The organism is Kitasatospora sp. SolWspMP-SS2h (assembly GCF_003259315.1).
GTDB classification, from domain to species: Bacteria; Actinomycetota; Actinomycetes; order Streptomycetales; family Streptomycetaceae; genus Kitasatospora; species Kitasatospora fiedleri.
This window is the reverse complement of the sequence record NZ_QLLT01000028.1, coordinates 41,732-58,619: the sequence shown is the minus strand read 5'-3', so window position 1 is coordinate 58,619 and position 16,888 is coordinate 41,732. Positions and strand designations below refer to the sequence as shown.

The following is a 16,888-nucleotide window of genomic DNA, read 5'->3' as shown; positions in this document are numbered from 1 at the left end:
AGCCGAAACGCCCCGCACCGGCCCCTCTGAACCCGTCCGCGGCCGCGCTCCCGGCGCGCCCGCCGGAGAGCATGGGAGTCCCCCAGGATGACTCGGCAGTTGATCACCAGCGCGCTTCCCTACATCAACGGGATCAAGCACCTGGGCAACATGGTCGGGTCGATGCTCCCGGCGGACGTCTACTCCCGGTACCTGCGCCAGCGCGGCCACGAGGTGCTGTACATCTGCGCGACCGACGAGCACGGCACCCCCGCCGAGCTGGCCGCCCAGGAGGCCGGGCTGCCGGTGGCCGAGTTCTGCGCCCGGGCGCACGACCAGCAGAAGGCCGTCTACGACGGCTTCCAGCTGTCCTTCGACCACTTCGGCCGCTCCTCCTCGCCGCAGAACCGCGAGATCACCCAGGAGATCGCCCGCGAGCTGCACGCCAACGGCTTCATCGAGGAGCGGGCGATCCGCCAGGTGTACTCGGTGGCCGACGGCCGCTTCCTGCCGGACCGCTACATCGTCGGCACCTGCCCGCACTGCGGCTACGACAAGGCCCGCGGCGACCAGTGCGAGAACTGCACCCGCGTGCTGGACCCGACCGACCTGCTGGAGCCGCGCTCGGCGATCAGCGGCAGCTCCGAGCTGGAGGTGCGCGAGACCAAGCACCTGTTCCTGCTCCAGTCGAAGCTGACCGACGAGGTGGAGTCCTGGATCGCCGCCAACGGCGACGACTGGCCGGTGCTGGCCTCCTCGATCGCCCGCAAGTGGCTGACCGAGGGCCTCCAGGACCGCGCGATCACCCGCGACCTGGAGTGGGGGGTCCCCGTCCCGGCCGACGTGTGGCCCGAACTGGCCGCCGAGGGCAAGGTGTTCTACGTCTGGTTCGACGCCCCGATCGAGTACATCGGCGCCACCAAGGAGTGGGCGGACGCCACCGGCGGCGACTGGCGCTCCTGGTGGTACGAGGCGGACGACACCGTCCGGTACACCGAGTTCATGGCCAAGGACAACGTCCCGTTCCACACCGTGATGTTCCCGGCCACCCTCCTCGGCTCGCGCCAGCCGTGGAAGAAGGTCGACTACGTCAAGGCGTTCAACTGGCTGACGTACTACGGCGGGAAGTTCTCCACCAGCCAGAAGCTCGGCATCTTCACCGACGTCGCGCTCGAACTGCTGCCGGCCGACTACTGGCGCTACTACCTGATGGCGAACGCCCCGGAGTCCGACGACTCCAGCTTCACCTGGGACCTGTTCGCGGCCACCGTCAACAAGGACCTCGCCGACACCCTGGGCAACTTCGTCAACCGGGTGCTCTCCTTCAGCCGCAAGCGCTTCGGCGACGAGGTCCCGGCCGGCGCGGCGAACGGCGCGGCGGAGGAGCGGCTGGGCGGGCAGATCGCCGAGCTGCTGGCCGAGTACGAGGCCCAGCTCGACGCGCTGAACTTCCGCAAGGCCGCGCAGGCGCTGCGCGCGCTCTGGTCGGCGGGCAACTCCTACCTCGACGTCACCGCGCCGTGGACCGAGATCAAGACCGACCCGGAGGCCGCGGCCCGCACCCTGCGCACCGCGATCAACCTGATCCACCTGTACGCGGTGGTCTCCGAGCCGTTCATCCCGGCCGCGGCCAAGGCGATCCGGGAGTCCTTCGCGCTGGACGGCGACACCCGCACCTGGGTGTCCGCCGACGAGGCCCGCGCGCTGTCGTCCGTCCCGGCCGGGACGGGCTTCACCGTCCCGCCGGTGCTCTTCGCCAAGATCACCGACGAGGACCTGGCCGCCTGGACCGAGCGCTTCGGCGGCGGCCAGGCCTGACCCGGCCCCGCCCTCAGCCCGTCAGGTACCCCTGGACGGTGCGGCCCAGCAGCGGGGCCAGCACCTCCGGGGGTGCCGAGGCGAGCGGTTCGACCGCGATCACGTACCGGGCCACCGCCAGGCCGACGACCTGCGCCATCACCAGTTCGACCCGCAGCTCCGGCTCCGGCACGTCGAGCCGGTCCGCGACCCGGGCGACCAGCTCGGTCACCATGAAGCCGCGCATCAGCGCCGCGACCTCCTCGCTGGCGGCGGCCGTCCGCACCAGCGCCAGCAGCCGCTCCCGCACGGCCGGCTGCTCCCAGAGCGCCAGCACGAAGCCCGCCACCCGCTCGCCGACCGTCGCCGGGTCGCCCGCGAACACCTGCTCCACCACCGTGCGCGGGTCGAACGGGAACTCCAGCGCCGCCGCGAACAGCCGGTCCTTGCTGCCGAAGTAGTGGTGCAGCAGCGCCGGGTCCACCCCGGCGGCCCGGGCGATCGCCCGCATGCTGGCCTTCTGGTAGCCACGCGCCGCGAACTCCGTCCGGGCCGCCGCCAGCACCGCCCCCCGGGTGTCCTCGCCCCCGGGCCGCCGCCCCCGCGCCTTCGTGCCGCCGTCCATCCCGCCATTGTCCCCGGGGCGGCGCGGGGCCGGGGACGCCGCCCGCGCCGGGAGCGGGCAGATTTCGGTCAGGACTCGAAACCGACCCGCCCTACCGGCTTCCTACGCGCGTAGATATGCTGCTCTGGTGACTATGTCCACTCTTGCAGCCAACGCCCCCGGCGCCGCGGGCGGCGGTCTCGCGGACGTCGCGGCGTCCGAGGCCACCTTGCGCCGTTTCCTGCACGGCCTGCCCGGGGTCGACCAGGTCGGTCTGGAGTCGCGGGCCGCGACCCTCGGCACCCGGTCGATCAAGACCACCGCCAAGGCGCTCGCCATCGACCTGGCCATCTCGATGATCGACCTGACCACCCTGGAGGGCGCGGACACCGTCGGCAAGGTCCGCTCGCTGTGCGCGAAGGGCCTCAGCCCGGACCCGTCCGACCGCTCCGCCCCGCGGGTCGCGGCGATCTGCGTGTACCCGGACATGGTGGCCACCGCGAAGGCGGCGCTGGGCGACAGTGGAATCCAGGTCGCCTCGGTGGCCACCGCCTTCCCGTCCGGCCGGGCCGGCCTGCCGGTGAAGCTGGCGGACACCGCGGAGGCGGTCGCCGCCGGCGCGGACGAGATCGACATGGTGATCGACCGGGGCGCCTTCCTCTCCGGCCGCTACCTGGAGGTCTTCGAGACGATCCGCGCGGTCAAGGCGGCCTGCGCGCGCCCGGACGGCAGCGCGGCCCACCTCAAGGTGATCTTCGAGACCGGCGAGCTGCAGACGTACGACAACGTCCGCCGGGCGTCCTGGCTGGCGATGATCGCCGGTGCGGACTTCATCAAGACCTCCACCGGCAAGGTCGCGGTGAACGCGACCCCGCCGGTGACGCTGCTGATGCTGGAGGCGGTGCGGGACTTCCGCGCGGCGACCGGCGTGCAGATCGGCGTGAAGCCGGCCGGCGGCATCCGCACCACCAAGGACGCGATGAAGTACCTGGTGATGGTGAACGAGACGCTCGGCGACGACTGGCTGAGCCCGCACTGGTTCCGGTTCGGCGCCTCCAGCCTGCTGAACGACCTGCTGATGCAGCGCCAGAAGCTGAGCACCGGACGGTACTCCGGTCCCGACTACGTGACGGTGGACTGAGGACGATGGCCAAGACCAAGAAGACCGGGACCGAGACCGGAACCCCGACCCCGACCACGACCACGCCCCCGGCCGGGCAGCCGCCCGCCCGCCGCTCCGGCCTGTTCGCGTACGCCCCGGCCCCCGAGTCCCCGGCCGCCGCCGGCGAGATCGCCACGAGCTACGGCCACTTCATCGGCGGCGAGTTCGTCGACTCCTCCGGCTCGGAGGCGCTGAAGACCGTCAACCCGGCGACCGAGCAGGTGCTGGCCGAGTTCGCCCAGGGCACCGCGGAGGACGTGGACCGCGCGGTCGCGGCGGCCCGCGGGGCGTTCGCCGACTGGTCGGCGCTGCCGGGCAGCGAGCGCGCCAAGTACCTGTTCCGGATCGCCCGGATCATCCAGGAGCGCAGCCGCGAGCTGGCGGTGCTGGAGACGATCGACAACGGCAAGCCGATCCGCGAGACCCGCGACGTCGACCTGCCGCTGGTCGCCGCGCACTTCTTCTACTACGCGGGCTGGGCCGACAAGCTCGACCACGCGGGCTGGGGCCGCAACCCGCGCCCGCTGGGCGTGGCCGCGCAGGTCATCCCGTGGAACTTCCCGCTGCTGATGCTGGCCTGGAAGGTCGCCCCGGCGCTGGCCACCGGCAACACGGTGGTGCTGAAGCCGGCCGAGACCACCCCGCTGACCGCGCTGCGCTTCGCCGAGATCTGCCGCCAGGCGGGCCTGCCGAAGGGCGTGGTGAACATCGTCACCGGCGACGGCCGCACCGGCGCCGCGCTGACCGCGCACGAGGGCGTCGACAAGGTCGCCTTCACCGGTTCCACCCCGGTGGGCCGGGCGATCGCCAAGCAGGTCGCGGGCACCCGCAAGAAGCTCTCGCTGGAGCTCGGCGGCAAGGCCGCCAACATCGTGTTCGACGACGCGCCGCTGGACCAGGCGGTCGAGGGCATCGTCGACGGCATCTTCTTCAACCAGGGCCACGTGTGCTGCGCGGGCAGCCGCCTGCTGGTGCAGGAGTCGGTGCAGGACGAGCTGCTGGACGCGCTCAAGCGCCGGATGGGCACCCTGCGGGTCGGCGACCCGCTGGACAAGAACACCGACGTCGGCGCGATCAACTCGGCCGAGCAGCTGGCCCGGATCACCGAGCTGGCCGCCGCGGGCGAGCAGGAGGGCGCCGAGCGCTGGGCCCCGGAGTGCGAACTCCCGGGCGCGGGCTACTGGTTCCGCCCGACCCTGTTCACCGGCGTCTCGCAGGCCCACCGGATCGCCCGCGAGGAGGTCTTCGGCCCGGTGCTGTCGGTGCTGACCTTCCGCACCCCCGCGGAGGCGGTGGAGAAGGCCAACAACACCCCGTACGGCCTGTCCGCCGGCATCTGGACGGAGAAGGGCTCGCGCATCCTGTGGATGGCGAACCGGCTCCGGGCGGGCGTGGTGTGGGCGAACACCTTCAACAAGTTCGACCCGACCTCGCCGTTCGGCGGGTACAAGGAGTCCGGTTACGGCCGCGAGGGCGGCCGCCACGGTCTGGAGGCGTACCTCGATGTCTGAGCAGACTGTCCGACTGGACATCTTCAAGACCTACAAGCTGTACGTCGGCGGGAAGTTCCCGCGCTCGGAGAGCGGGCGGGTGTACGAGGTGACCGACACGAAGGGCCAGTGGCTGGCGAACGCGCCGCTGGGCACCCGCAAGGACGTCCGGGACGCCGTGCTGGCGGCCCGCGCGGCGGTGAAGGGCTGGTCGGGCACCACCGCGTACAACCGCGGGCAGGTGCTGTACCGGGTGGCCGAGATGCTGGAGGGCCGCCGGGAGCAGTTCGCCGCCGAGGTGGCGGCGGCCGAGGGCGTGAGCGCCGGGCGGGCGGCGGCGCTGGTGGGCGCGGCGGTCGACCGCTGGGTCTGGTACGCGGGCTGGACCGACAAGGTCGCGCAGATCGCGGGCGGCGCCAACCCGGTGGCCGGGCCGTTCTTCAACCTGTCCACCCCGGAGCCGACCGGCGTGGTCGGCGTCCTGGCGCCGCAGGCCGGGGCCGGCTTCTCGCTGCTGGGCCTGGTCTCGGTGATCGCCCCGGCGATCGCCACCGGCAACACCGTGGTGGTCGCGGCGGCCGAGCGGGCCCCGCTGCCGGCGCTGTCGCTGGGCGAGGTGCTGGCCACCTCGGACGTGCCGGGCGGCGTGGTCAACCTGCTCTCCGGCCGCACCGCGGACCTCGCCCCGACGCTGGCCTCCCACCAGGACGTCAACGCGCTCGACCTGGCCGGGGCGATCGCCCCGGACGGGCCCGGCGCGGCGGCCGCGCTGGAGGAGTCGGCGGCGGATACATTGAAGCGAGTGGTCCGACCGGCCGCCGACCCGTCCGCCGAGGACTGGACGGCCGAGCCCGGCACCGGGCGGCTGCTCTCCTTCCTGGAGACGAAGACGGTCTGGCACCCGATGGGCATCTAGCCCCCGGCCGACCGGCCAACTCCACACAGACCGGCCGTCCTCAGTGCCCTACCCCCCCCCCGGGGCCCGGGCGGCCGTGACGGGCCCGCACTTCTCCCCCCCTGGTGCGGGCCCGTCCCCATGCCCGCACGCTGCGTGACGGGGCCGGCCGGCGGGTTCCGAGCTGCCCCTCCGATGCCTCAGACTGGTTTCCCGTGAGTGACACCCCGCTGAACCGCCGCCCGATATCCCGCGTCATCCTGCTGTCGGGCCCCTCGGGGTCGGGGAAGTCCTCGCTGGCCGAGCGCAGCGGGCTCCCGGTCCTGCAACTGGACGACTTCTACAAGGACGGCGACGACCCGACGCTGCCGCAGCTGCCGGACGGCGGCGGGACGGACTGGGACTCGCCGCTGTCCTGGCACGCGGAGCAGGCGATGGCGGCGATCCGGGCGCTGGTCTTCGAGGGCCGGGCCGAGGTGCCGGTGTACTCGATCCCGGACAACGGCCGGGCGGGCAGCCGCCGGCTGGAGCTGGACGGCGCGGCGGGCTTCGTCGCGGAGGGGATCTTCGCCGCCGAGCTGGTGCGCCGGTGCGCGGCCGAGGGCCTGCTGGGCGACGCGCTGTGCCTGCGCAACAAGCCGGCCACGACGGCCTGGCGGCGGTTCCGGCGGGACGTCCGGGAGGGCCGCAAGTCGGTGCCGTACCTGGTGCGCCGGGGCCTGCGGCTGATGCGGGCCGAGCGCGGCATCGTGGCCCGGCAGGTGGAGCTGGGCTCGTACGCCTGCTCGGGCCTGGAGGCGGGCCGGCGGATCGCCGCGGTGGCCCGGCAGCTGCCCGCCGAACTGGTCTGAGCGACGGGGACGGACGGGAGCGGGCGGGGCCCCGGTGCCGTCTCCCCCGCACCGGGGCCCCGCCCGTTCCGTCCGGGTCCGGGACCTCCCCCCGCGGCCGTCTCCCCCGAGTCGGCCGCCGCGTCCCGTGCCCTTCCCCCCGTTCCCCCTCTTTCCCCCCGCTGCCCCGTCCCCCGACGGGAGTCCTGTGCGCCGTGCGCGGCTCAGCGGCCGGCGCGGCTCAGGCGACCAGCTCGCCGAAGGCGTGCACGGTGTCGCCGGAGCGGTTGAGCTGCTCGTCCTCGCGCATCCGGCGCAGCGCGCGCCAGATGGAGCTCTTCACGGTGCCGACGCTGATGCCGAGGATGTCGGCGATCTCCGGGTCGGTGCGGCCCTCGTAGTAGCGCAGCACGAGCATGGTGCGCTGGTTCTCGGGCAGCTTGGCGAGCGCCTGCCAGAGCACGGCGCGCAGCTCGGTGCCGCCCATCGCGTCGGTGTCGCCGGCGTGCTCGGGGAGCTCCTCGGTCGGGTACTCGTTGACCTTGCGGCGGCGCCAGGCGGAGATGTGCAGGTTGGTCATGGTGCGGCGGAGGTACCCGCCGACGGCGGCCTTGTCGGTGATCCGGCCCCAGGCGCGGTAGGTGGAGAAGAGCGCGCTCTGCAGCAGGTCCTCGGCCTCGTGGCGGTCGCCGGTGAGGTGGTAGGCGGTGGCGTACAGGGAGGCGCGGCGCTCGCGGACGTACGCGGTGAACTCGGCGATGTCGCGCGCCTCGTCCGCCGCGGCGGCCGGCCGCTCCCCCGGCGCGGCCCCCTGGTCGGCCTGCTCACCCCGGAAGGTCTGCGGCGCGAGCCGCAGCGTCCGGCCCGCCACCGGGTTCCCGGTCCGGTGGTGGACGGTGTCCCCGCTCCTGGTCCCCACGACCGGGCGGCGGGTCCCGGCGCTGTGCGCGCACCCCCGGACGAGCACGGTGCCGGCGTTCTCCTCCTCGTGCCGCGGCCGGTTGGTGCCGAGGACGGCGGAACGCGGCCCGGCGTTTCGGGTCGTCAGCGTTGCGGTCATCGGGCACCCCCATGGTCGGTACGAGCGGATCTGCGCCGCCGCGGCTCCGGGCACCGGCCCGGCGCCGTCCTGCGGCGACGAGGAAAATCCTGCCGTCCGCGCGTCATGGCGGTGTCCGCCGACTGTCACAGGGCTGTCACAAGGGGGGCGGTCCGTACCGGTCGGGTGCCCCGCGGATCCGGACGCCGGAGCCGCGCGGTCCGGTTCCCGGTGCGCCGGGGGTCACCCGGGTGGGTGCTTCCGGAGGCGGGGTGGGACACAATGACCCCCGTGTCTTTCCTGCTTCTGATCGAGGACGACGACGCCATTCGCACCGGCCTCGAACTCGCCCTCACCCGCCAGGGTCACCGGGTGGCCGCCGCCGCGTCCGGCGAGGACGGCCTGCGCCTGTTCAAGGAGCAGCGCCCGGACCTGATCGTGCTCGACGTGATGCTGCCCGGCATCGACGGCTTCGAGGTGTGCCGGCGCATCCGCCGCACCGACCAGTTGCCGATCATCCTGCTGACGGCGCGCTCCGACGACATCGACGTGGTGGTCGGCCTGGAGTCCGGCGCCGACGACTACGTGGTGAAGCCGGTGCAGCCCCGGGTGCTGGACGCCCGGATCCGCGCGGTGCTGCGCCGCGGCGAGCGGGAGAACTCGGACTCGGCGGCGTACGGCGGCCTGGTGATCGACCGTTCGGCGATGACCGTCACCAAGGACGGCCAGGACCTCCAGCTGACCCCGACCGAGCTGCGGCTGCTGCTGGAGCTGAGCCGCCGCCCCGGGCAGGCGCTCTCCCGCCAGCAGCTGCTGCGGCTGGTGTGGGAGCACGACTACCTGGGCGACTCCCGGCTGGTGGACGCCTGCGTGCAGCGGCTGCGGGCGAAGGTCGAGGACGTGCCGTCCGCACCGACCCTGATCCGGACCGTGCGCGGCGTCGGCTACCGTCTCGACCCGCCCGCGTGACCCTCCCCCTCCGACCGGTGAGCCCTTCTTGACCGACCATCAGACCGCGCCGCGCCGGGCCCGTTCGGCGTCCTGGCGGCGGCTCAGTTCGCTGCGGGTCCGGCTGATCGCGGTGTTCGCCGCGGTCGCGCTGGTCACCGCCGTCTCCGCGTCCGGCATCGCCTACTGGCTGAACCGCGACGCGGTGCTCAAGCGCGCCCAGGACACCGCGCTGAACGACTTCCGCGGTTCGCTGACCCGGAACGTCTCGCAGCTGCCGCTGCACCCGTCCTGCGCGGACCTGCGGGCGCTGGCGGTGCAGGTGGCCAGCTCCGGGCTGGCGTACGACGTGGTGGTGGTGGACGACTCGGTGCCGGACTGCACCGCGTCCTCCGACCCGATCGCGTTCGGCCTGCGCCAGGTGCCGGCCGCGCTGCTCACCGCGGTGGACAAGCCGCGCGAGACCGGCCCCGGCAACCCGTACCAGTACCACCTGTACTGGCAGCGGGTGAACCTGGCCGGGCCGTACGTGGTCGGCGGGACGAAGGTGGTGCCGGGCGGGCCGACCGCCTACATGTTCAAGTCGCTGCAGAACGAGCGGGCCGACCTGAACACCCTGGGCGTCTCGCTGGCGATCGCCACCCTGCTGGCCCTGGTCGGCTCGGCACTGCTCGCCCAGGCCGCCTCGGCGACCGTGCTGCGGCCGGTGCGCCGGCTCGGGGACGCCGCCCGGCGGCTCGGCGAGGGCGAGCTGGACACCCGGCTCGACGTCGAGGGCAACGACGAACTCGCCGACCTGGCACGGACGTTCAACCGCACCGCGGAGTCGCTGTCGGAGCAGGTCGCGGAGCTGAGCGCGCGCGAGGCGCAGTCCCGCCGGTTCGTCGCCGACATGTCGCACGAGCTGCGCACCCCGCTGACCGCGATGACCGCCGTCACCGACATCCTGGAGGACGAGGCCGACGTCCTCGACCCGATGATCGAACCGGCCGTGCGGATCGTGGTCTCCGAGACCCGCCGGCTCTCCGGCCTGGTGGAGAACCTGATGGAGGTGACCCGGTTCGACGCGGGCACCGCCAAGCTGGTCGCCGACGAGGTCGACATGGCCGACCTGATCATGTCCTGCATCGACGGCCGGGCCTGGTACGACGCGGTCGAACTGGACGCGCCGCGCGGCATCCTGGCCGTGGTCGACCCGCGCCGCCTGGACGTGGTGTTCGCCAACCTGATCGGCAACGCGCTCAAGCACGGCGGCTCCCCGGTGAGGGTGAAGGTCCGCCAGGACGACGAGGCGCACACCGTGGTGGTGTCGGTCTCCGACGGCGGCCCCGGCATCCCGGAGGACGTGCTGCCGCACGTCTTCGACCGCTTCTACAAGGCCGACAAGGGCCGGGCCCGCTCCGAGGGCAGCGGCCTCGGCCTGTCCATCGCCGAGGCCAACGCCCGCATCCACGGCGGCGACATCACCGCCGCCAACAACCCGGACGGCCCCGGCGCGGTCTTCACCCTCACCCTGCCGCTCACCCAGCCGCCCGCCCCCGGGCCGGAGGACCCGCGATGACCGCCCGCCGACTCCCGCTCCTGGCGCTCGGCGCCCTGCTCGCCACCGCCCTGCTGACCGGCTGCGGCATCCGCCCCACCGCCGTCCCGGTCGACGCCGGCGCCCCGGCCAGCCGCACCGCCTGCCCGAACGAGGTCACCGTCCCGCTCGCCCCGGACAGCGCCGTCCCGTCCCCCGCGCCCGCCGCCTCCGGGCCCGGCGCCGCCAGGCCCACCGCCTCCGGGCCCACCCGGAGCGCCGGCCCGGCCGCCACCCCGGCCCCCGCCGCCACGGCCACCCCCAGCAGCGCGTTCGTCGCCCCGTCCCCGAGCCACTGCCCCTGACCGCGGCGGCCCCGGCGGCCCGGCGGGGCCGGCGGGAGCCACGCGCGGGGGCGCGGCCGAACGGGGGACGGCCGGGCCGCGGGGAACCGGGCCGGACGGAACCTGCGTCCCCGGGAGTGTGCCCACCACCGCACCGAGCGACCGCGTGACCGCCGACGACCGCCCGACCCGCCGACCGACGAGCGGCCGGGCCGGTACCGGACCGGCGGCGCCGTACCGGTCGCGGACGGCGGCCCGGCTGCTGCTGGGCCTGCACCTGCTGCTGCTCGGCTGGCTCTGCCTGCGGCCGGTCCCGGGCGACTGGACCAGCCCGCCCAACCTCAGCCCGTTCGCCTCGGTGCACCAGGCGCTCGCCCTCGGCGCGCCCGCCGCCGCCCGCCGGCTCGGCTCCGGGGTGCTGCCGCTGGCCCCGGTCGGGGTGCTGCTGCCGCTGGCGGTGGGCTCGCCGCTGCGCTCCCGGCTGCTGTCCTTCCTGCGCACCACGGGCGCCGCCGCGCTGCTCGGCACCGCCCTGGAGATCCTGGAGGGCTGGGCGCCCGGCCACGTCCTGGACGTGGACGACGTGCTGCTCGGCACCGCGGGCGCGGCGCTGGCCCACCTGCTGCTGATGCCGCCGCTGCGCGCCCTGGACCGTCGCCACCGCGCCGGGACGTGGATCGAGGCCCCGGCCGGCGGGGCCGCCCCGCACCCGGCGGCGACCGCTCCGACGGTTCCGGCGGTTCCGACGGCCGAACGCGCGGCGGGCCGGGACCGGACGCGTCCGCGCCCCGCCCCGGCCCCCGGGCTGCCGGTGCTCCGCTCCCCGGCCGCGCCGCGGGGCTGAGCCGTCGGCGGGATCAGCCCGCCGCCCGCCGCCGGCTTCGAGGCCGCGGCGGAGGCGGTCGCGGTGGCGGCGGTGGGCGCGGCGTCGCCCTGCTCGGTCCCGTCGGAACCGCAGGCCGTCAGGCCGGTGACACCGAGGGCGGAGAGGACGGTGACGGCCAGCAGGCGGTCCGCACGCATCAGAGCTTTTTCCTGTTTCCTGGTTTCCTACGACGATCGGACTCAGGGATCGGACTCAGGGAGGACCCGGAGCCGGCCCCGAGACCGGCCTCCTCCTCGGCGGGGGCCGCACCGGGGTCCGGATCGGCTTCCCGGCGGACGCGCAAGCACGGGTCACGGCGGCAGGATGGAGGCATCGCCCCGGCCGGACGGACCGGCCGGGCCCACTCCTCGGAGGAGACGATGAGCAGCCTCGCCCGTCCCCGTCACCACCGCGTCATCGCCGGCGTCTGCGCCGGGCTGGCCCAGCGCTTCGGGCTGACCCCGTGGACGGTCCGGATCATCTTCCTGGTGTCCTGCCTGCTGCCCGGCCCGCAGTTCCTGGTCTACCTGGCGCTGTGGCTGCTGCTCCCGCAGGAGCCGTGAGCCGCCCGCAGCGCGGGGAGGGCCCGCGCCGGGCACGCACGGAACGGAGGGGCCGCCCCGCTGGGGGCGGCCCCTCCGTTCCGTGCGTGCCGCGGGTGTCAGCCGCCCAGGCCCGGCAGGCTGGGCAGGCCGGGGGCGCCGCCGCCGGTCGGGGACAGGCTGGTCAGGGTGCCGACCACGCCGCCGACCGGGGTCCGGGCCAGGCCCTGGCCGCCGGGGACGGAGTCCAGGCCGCCGACCCGGTTGGCCGCCGCCGGGGCGCCCTGCTCCTGGTCGACGCCGCCCGGGCCGGTCTGCTCGGCGACCGGCGGGGCCTGCTCCTCGACGGGGGCGGCGGCCGGGGCGCCGGCGGCCGGGTTGAGCGTGCCGGTCACCGTGCCGAGCTGGTCGCCGCCGGGGAGCTTGCTCACCGCGCCGGTGGCCGCACCGGTCACGCCGGGGTTGGTGAGCGCGCTGGTCGGCAGTCCGAGGCCGCCGGGGGCTACCGGCGCGGCGGCGGCGGAGCCCGCGGCGGCGGCGGCGAAGGCGACGCCGAGCGCGGCGGCGCCGGCGGCCTTGAGAGTGGCCTGCTTCATGTGTGCGTCCTCAGTCCTGGTCGGGCCGGTGCGGGGCGGACGCCCGGGAGTTGGGGACGTCGCCGTCACACCGAGTCAGCAGTGACCGGCCCACCGTAGTGAGAAGGCCGCCCCGCGGCCAAAGCCCGTCCACTCCGGAGAGTGATAAGTCGGACCATCCCTCCGGAGCGCGGCACTGCGGATCGGCCGTGGTTCAGCCGCGGACCAGCCCCGGATCAGCCGCGCGGGCCGAACAGCCACTCCGCCTTCAGTCCCGCGTAACCGGGCTTGATCACGTCGTTGATCATCGCCAGCCGCTCGTCGAACGGCAGGAACGCCGACTTCATCGCGTTGACGGTGAACCACTCCAGGTCCGCCAGGGTGTACCCGAAAGCGTCCACCAGGTGCGCGAACTCGCGGCTCATCGAGGTGCCGCTCATCAGCCGGTTGTCGGTGTTGACCGTGACCCGGAACTTCAGCCGGGTCAGCAGCCCGAGCGGGTGCTCCGCGTACGAGGCCGCCGCGCCGGTCTGCAGGTTCGAGGTCGGGCACATCTCCAGCGGGATCCGCTTGTCCCGGACGTACGCGGCCAGCCGGCCCAGCCGCACCCGGCCGTCCTCGCCGACCGTGATGTCGTCCACGATCCGCACGCCGTGGCCGAGCCGGTCCGCGCCGCAGCACTGCAGCGCCTCCCAGATCGACGGCAGGCCGAACGCCTCGCCCGCGTGGATGGTGAAGTGGTTGTTCTCGCCCTTGAGGTAGTCGAACGCCGCCTGGTGCCGGGTCGGCGGGTGGCCCGCCTCGGCGCCCGCGATGTCGAACCCGACCACGCCGCGGTCCCGGTGGCGGTTGGCCAGCTCGGCGATCTCCTGCGAGCGGGCGGCGTGCCGCATCGCGGTCAGCAGCGTCCCGACCCGGATCCGGTGCCCGCGGGCCCGGGCGTTCGCCTCGCCGGTCCGGAAGCCCTCGTTGACGGCCTCCACCACCTCGTCCAGGCTCAGCCCGGCCTCCAGGTGCTGCTCCGGCGCGTACCGCACCTCGGCGTACACCACGCCGTCCGCGGCCAGGTCCTCCGCGCAGTCCGCCGCCACCCGGACCAGCGCCGCCCGGGTCTGCATCACCGCGCAGGTGTGCGCGAAGGTCTCCAGGTACCGCTCCAGCGACCCCGAGTCGGCGGCCTCCCGGAACCACGTCCCCAGTTCCTTCGGGTCGGTGGTCGGCAGCCCCCGGTAGCCGCAGTCGGCGGCCAGTTCGACGATCGTCTCCGGCCGCAGTCCACCGTCCAGGTGGTCGTGCAGCAGCACCTTCGGCGCCCGGACGATCTGCTCGGACGTGGGAACGCGCGGGGCCGTGCCCGCGAACGCGGCGATCTGCTTCTCCATCGCAGGAGCATACCTCCTACGCGCGTAGATTGCCTACCGCGGATCGGCCGGACCGGGCGCTAGTCGTGCGCCAGGATGCTCCCCCGGCGCGAGAGCACGAAGTCGCGGAAGGCCGCCGCCGGCGGGGTGAGCGGGCGGGCCGCGAGCCAGGCCAGGCCGATGGCGCGGCGGGTGCGGGGGGCGGTGACCTCCAGTTCGACGACGCCGGGGCGGGGGACCAGCGCGGGCGGCAGCAGGGCGACGCCGAGGCCCGCGGCGACCAGGCCGCGCAGGGTCTCCACCTCCTCGCCCTCGAAGGCGATCCGCGGGGCGAACCCGGCCTCGGCGCAGAAGCCCTCCATGATGTGGCGCAGCCCGTACCCCTCCTCGACCGTCACCCAGGGCTCGTCCGCGACCTCGGCCAGCCGGATCCGGCGGCGGGCCGCGAGGCGGTGGTCGGCCGGGACGGTCAGGAACAGCCGCTGCTCGTCCAGCGGGCGGGCCACCAGGTCGGGGTCGTCCGGGAGCGGGGAGACCAGGCAGAGGTCGAGCTCGCCCGCCCGCAGGCGCTCCAGCATCGCGGCGACGTAGTCCTGCACCAGCTGGAAGCGCACCCGCGGGTGTCCGGCCCGGAAGCCGCGCAGCAGGGCGGGGACGGCGTCCGTCCCCATGGTGTGCAGGAAGCCGAAGGCGACCCGTCCGGCCGCCGGGTCGGCCTCCGCGCGGGCCGCCTCGACGCCGCGCTCGACCTCGGCGAGGGCCCGTTCGACGGCGTCCAGCAGGATGCGGCCGGAGCGGGTGAGCCGGACGGCGCGGCCCTGCCGGGCGAGCAGGTCGACGCCGAGACCGGCCTCCAGCCGGGCGACGGCCCGCGACAGGGTGGGCTGCGGCATGCCGAGCAGCTGGGCGGCCCGGGTGACGTGCTCCAGCCGGGCGACCGCCGCGAACTCCGCCAACTGCGGTGCGAGCAGCGTCACATCGGCGTCGGGGCCGAGTTCGGCGGGACGGACCGGCCCGGAGCTGCTCTGATGCGCCATGGCATGGATCATCGCGCATTGATGCATTGGACGCATCAACCGGCCCGGTCCTAGCGTCGACGCCATGCAGCCCGCCAGTACCGAGGCGTCCGCGCCCGCCCCCACCAGCACCCCCGCCGGCACCCCCGCCGATCTGCGCCTGCGCCCCGGCAGCCGGGACTTCCGCCGCGCCAACCTCGCCCTGTTCGCGGCGGGCGTGGCCACCTTCGTCCTGCTGTACTCCACCCAGGGCCTGCTGCCGATCCTCTCCGCCGACCTCGGACTGACCCCCGGCCAGGCCAGCTGGACGGCCTCCGCCTCCACCCTCGGACTCGCCCTCGCCCTGCTCCCGGCCAGCGCGCTGTCCGACCGGTACGGGCGCACCGCCGTGATGACGGCCTCCACCCTGGCCGCCGCGCTGCTCGCCGTGGCCCTGCCGTTCGCCCCGGACCTCACCACGCTGGTGGTGCTGCGCGCCGTCCAGGGCGCGGCGCTGGCCGGGCTGCCCGCCACCGCGATGGCCTACCTGGCCGAGGAGGTGCACCCGTCGGCGCTGGCCTCCGCGATGGGACTGTACGTGGCGGGCAACTCGATCGGCGGGATGGGCGGCCGGCTGGTCTCCGGCTGGGCGGCGGCCGCCTGGGGCTGGCGCTGGGGCCTGGCCGTCTCGGCCGTCCTGGCACTGCTCGCGGTGCTGGCCTTCCGCGCGCTGATCCCGCGCGCCCGGCACTTCCGGCGGGCGCCGGTGGACGCCCGGGCGCTGGCCGCGACCGTCGCCGGGCACCTGCGCGACCCGCTGCTGCTGCGGCTGTACGCGCTCGGCATGCTGTTCATGGCCGTCTTCGGCGCGGTCTACAACACGGTCGGGTACCGGCTCACCGCCGCGCCCTTCCACCTCCCGCAGTCGGTGGCCGCGTCGATCTTCGTGGTCTACCTGGTCGGCACCGCGTCCTCCGCCTCGGCCGGCCGCCTGACCGCCCGCTGCGGCCGCCGCGGCACCCTCTACCTGGCGATCTGCACCACCACGGCGGGCCTGCTGCTCTCGCTCGCGGACTCGCTGGCCTGCGCGGTCCTCGGCCTGGTCCTGATCACCGCCGGCTTCTTCGCCGGCCACGCCACCGCCTCCTCCGCCGTCGGCCGCACCGCCACCACCGGCCGCGCCCAGGCCTCCGCGCTCTACCTGATCGCCTACTACCTGGGCAACAGCCTCGGCGGCACCCTCGGCGCCGACGCCTACCACTCCACCGGCTGGTCCGGCACCGCCGCCGTCGCCCTCACCGCCATGGCCTGCGCGGCCGGCGTCACCCTCTACGCCACCCGCCGCGCGCACGCGGCCCGCCGCGCCGAGGCCGCTACCCTCCGGGCATGACCGACGACTACCCCGCCCTGCGGGCGATGGCCGACCGGGTACCCGCCGTGCCGGACCTCCGGCCCCCGGAGATCGCCGACGGCATGGTCCACCTCGCGCTCGTCCCGGACCTCCGGCACGGCGCCACCGTCGAACTGATCCACCGTCAACTGGCCGCCCAGCTCTCGCCCCCCGGACGGGTGATTCCGGCCCCGCCCTTGGAGGCCCCGGCCCTGGGCCTCCTGCGCCGCCCCGACCTCGCCGTCCTCCCGACCCCGACCGCCCGCCCGCTCTTGGTCGTCGAGGTCGTCGCGCCGCACTTCCTGAAGGTCGACCACCGGGCCAGGACGCGCGACTACGCCGCCATGGGCATTCCGCTCCACCTCCTGGTCGACCCCCGCCCGGGCACCGGGATCGTCCACTCCGAACCGAACTACACCCGCCGTACCGACTTCGTCTTCGGCGACGTGATCACCGTCGGCCCCTGGACGCTCGACACCGGCGTCCTGCGCACGTACGCCGGGTAGCTGGGCCGGGCACGGGCCGGTGGGCGCGGGAGGTTGCCGGGGGCGGT

Annotated in this window: 17 protein-coding genes; 12 read left to right on the top strand and 5 right to left on the bottom strand. The window is 74.8% G+C overall.

Features of this window, described 5'->3' with window-relative positions:
- Positions 1-87 precede the first annotated feature (87 nt).
- Positions 88-1,797 carry a methionine--tRNA ligase gene (metG, locus tag K353_RS28130; RefSeq protein ID WP_111556318.1) on the top strand — a complete coding sequence of 570 codons (1,710 nt, stop codon included), beginning with the start codon at positions 88-90 and terminating at the stop codon, positions 1,795-1,797.
- A gap of 13 nt (positions 1,798-1,810) precedes the next feature.
- Here metG and K353_RS28125 read toward each other — a convergent pair whose 3' ends face one another.
- Complete coding sequence (locus K353_RS28125) at positions 1,811-2,401, bottom strand: TetR family transcriptional regulator (protein ID WP_111556317.1); 591 nt, start codon at positions 2,399-2,401, stop codon at positions 1,811-1,813.
- A 133-nt stretch (positions 2,402-2,534) separates the two neighbouring features.
- Here K353_RS28125 and deoC point away from each other — a divergent pair, with 133 nt between their 5' ends.
- From deoC to K353_RS28105, 4 genes are all read left to right on the top strand, one after another.
- Complete coding sequence (gene deoC / locus K353_RS28120; RefSeq protein ID WP_199528271.1) at positions 2,535-3,521, top strand: deoxyribose-phosphate aldolase; 987 nt, start codon at positions 2,535-2,537, stop codon at positions 3,519-3,521.
- A gap of 5 nt (positions 3,522-3,526) precedes the next feature.
- Positions 3,527-5,053 (top strand): aldehyde dehydrogenase family protein, encoded by a 1,527-nt coding sequence (locus tag K353_RS28115; protein WP_233533873.1) that lies wholly within the window; start codon positions 3,527-3,529, stop codon positions 5,051-5,053.
- The gene (locus K353_RS28110; protein WP_111556315.1) at positions 5,046-5,948 is read left to right on the top strand and encodes an aldehyde dehydrogenase family protein; all 903 of its coding nucleotides are present in this window, start codon (positions 5,046-5,048) and stop codon (positions 5,946-5,948) included. Before K353_RS28115 ends, K353_RS28110 begins: the two co-directional genes overlap by 8 nt.
- Before the next feature lie 194 nt (positions 5,949-6,142).
- The gene (locus K353_RS28105) at positions 6,143-6,778 is read left to right on the top strand and encodes an ATP-binding protein (protein WP_111556314.1); all 636 of its coding nucleotides are present in this window, start codon (positions 6,143-6,145) and stop codon (positions 6,776-6,778) included.
- A gap of 220 nt (positions 6,779-6,998) precedes the next feature.
- Here K353_RS28105 and K353_RS28100 read toward each other — a convergent pair whose 3' ends face one another.
- The gene (locus tag K353_RS28100) at positions 6,999-7,817 is read right to left on the bottom strand and encodes a SigE family RNA polymerase sigma factor (protein ID WP_111556313.1); all 819 of its coding nucleotides are present in this window, start codon (positions 7,815-7,817) and stop codon (positions 6,999-7,001) included.
- Positions 7,818-8,087: 270 nt separating this feature from the next.
- Between K353_RS28100 and K353_RS28095 the strand changes: the two genes are divergently transcribed.
- From K353_RS28095 to K353_RS28080, 5 genes are all read left to right on the top strand, one after another.
- Complete coding sequence (locus K353_RS28095) at positions 8,088-8,765, top strand: response regulator transcription factor (RefSeq protein ID WP_199528270.1); 678 nt, start codon at positions 8,088-8,090, stop codon at positions 8,763-8,765.
- Between the two features lie 28 nt (positions 8,766-8,793).
- Complete coding sequence (locus K353_RS28090; RefSeq protein ID WP_111556312.1) at positions 8,794-10,305, top strand: HAMP domain-containing sensor histidine kinase; 1,512 nt, start codon at positions 8,794-8,796, stop codon at positions 10,303-10,305.
- Positions 10,302-10,628, top strand: coding sequence for a hypothetical protein (locus K353_RS33955; RefSeq protein WP_146616586.1), 327 nt, complete (start codon positions 10,302-10,304; stop codon positions 10,626-10,628). The genes K353_RS28090 and K353_RS33955 overlap by 4 nt, the downstream gene beginning before the upstream one ends.
- A 145-nt stretch (positions 10,629-10,773) precedes the next feature.
- Positions 10,774-11,451: a VanZ family protein gene (locus K353_RS28085; protein WP_158585498.1), complete on the top strand. Its 678-nt coding sequence runs from the start codon at positions 10,774-10,776 to the stop codon at positions 11,449-11,451.
- Positions 11,452-11,852: 401 nt separating this feature from the next.
- Positions 11,853-12,035: a PspC domain-containing protein gene (locus tag K353_RS28080; RefSeq protein WP_111556310.1), complete on the top strand. Its 183-nt coding sequence runs from the start codon at positions 11,853-11,855 to the stop codon at positions 12,033-12,035.
- Between the two features lie 98 nt (positions 12,036-12,133).
- Here the strand turns inward: K353_RS28080 and K353_RS28075 are convergent, their stop codons facing one another.
- The 3 genes from K353_RS28075 to K353_RS28065 form a co-directional block, all read right to left on the bottom strand.
- Positions 12,134-12,610 carry a hypothetical protein gene (locus K353_RS28075; RefSeq protein WP_111556309.1) on the bottom strand — a complete coding sequence of 159 codons (477 nt, stop codon included), beginning with the start codon at positions 12,608-12,610 and terminating at the stop codon, positions 12,134-12,136.
- A 215-nt stretch (positions 12,611-12,825) separates the two neighbouring features.
- Entirely contained in the window at positions 12,826-13,971 is a 1,146-nt protein-coding gene (locus tag K353_RS28070; protein WP_111556308.1) for an adenosine deaminase, read from the bottom strand.
- A 59-nt stretch (positions 13,972-14,030) separates the two neighbouring features.
- On the bottom strand, positions 14,031-14,987 hold the full coding sequence (locus tag K353_RS28065; RefSeq protein WP_111556307.1) for a LysR family transcriptional regulator: 957 nt from the start codon (positions 14,985-14,987) through the stop codon (positions 14,031-14,033).
- Positions 14,988-15,051: 64 nt separating this feature from the next.
- Here K353_RS28065 and K353_RS28060 point away from each other — a divergent pair, with 64 nt between their 5' ends.
- Positions 15,052-16,335 carry an MFS transporter gene (locus tag K353_RS28060; RefSeq protein WP_111556306.1) on the top strand — a complete coding sequence of 428 codons (1,284 nt, stop codon included), beginning with the start codon at positions 15,052-15,054 and terminating at the stop codon, positions 16,333-16,335.
- Complete coding sequence (locus tag K353_RS28055) at positions 16,332-16,841, top strand: Uma2 family endonuclease (RefSeq protein ID WP_111556305.1); 510 nt, start codon at positions 16,332-16,334, stop codon at positions 16,839-16,841. Before K353_RS28060 ends, K353_RS28055 begins: the two co-directional genes overlap by 4 nt.
- Positions 16,842-16,888: the final 47 nt, after the last annotated feature.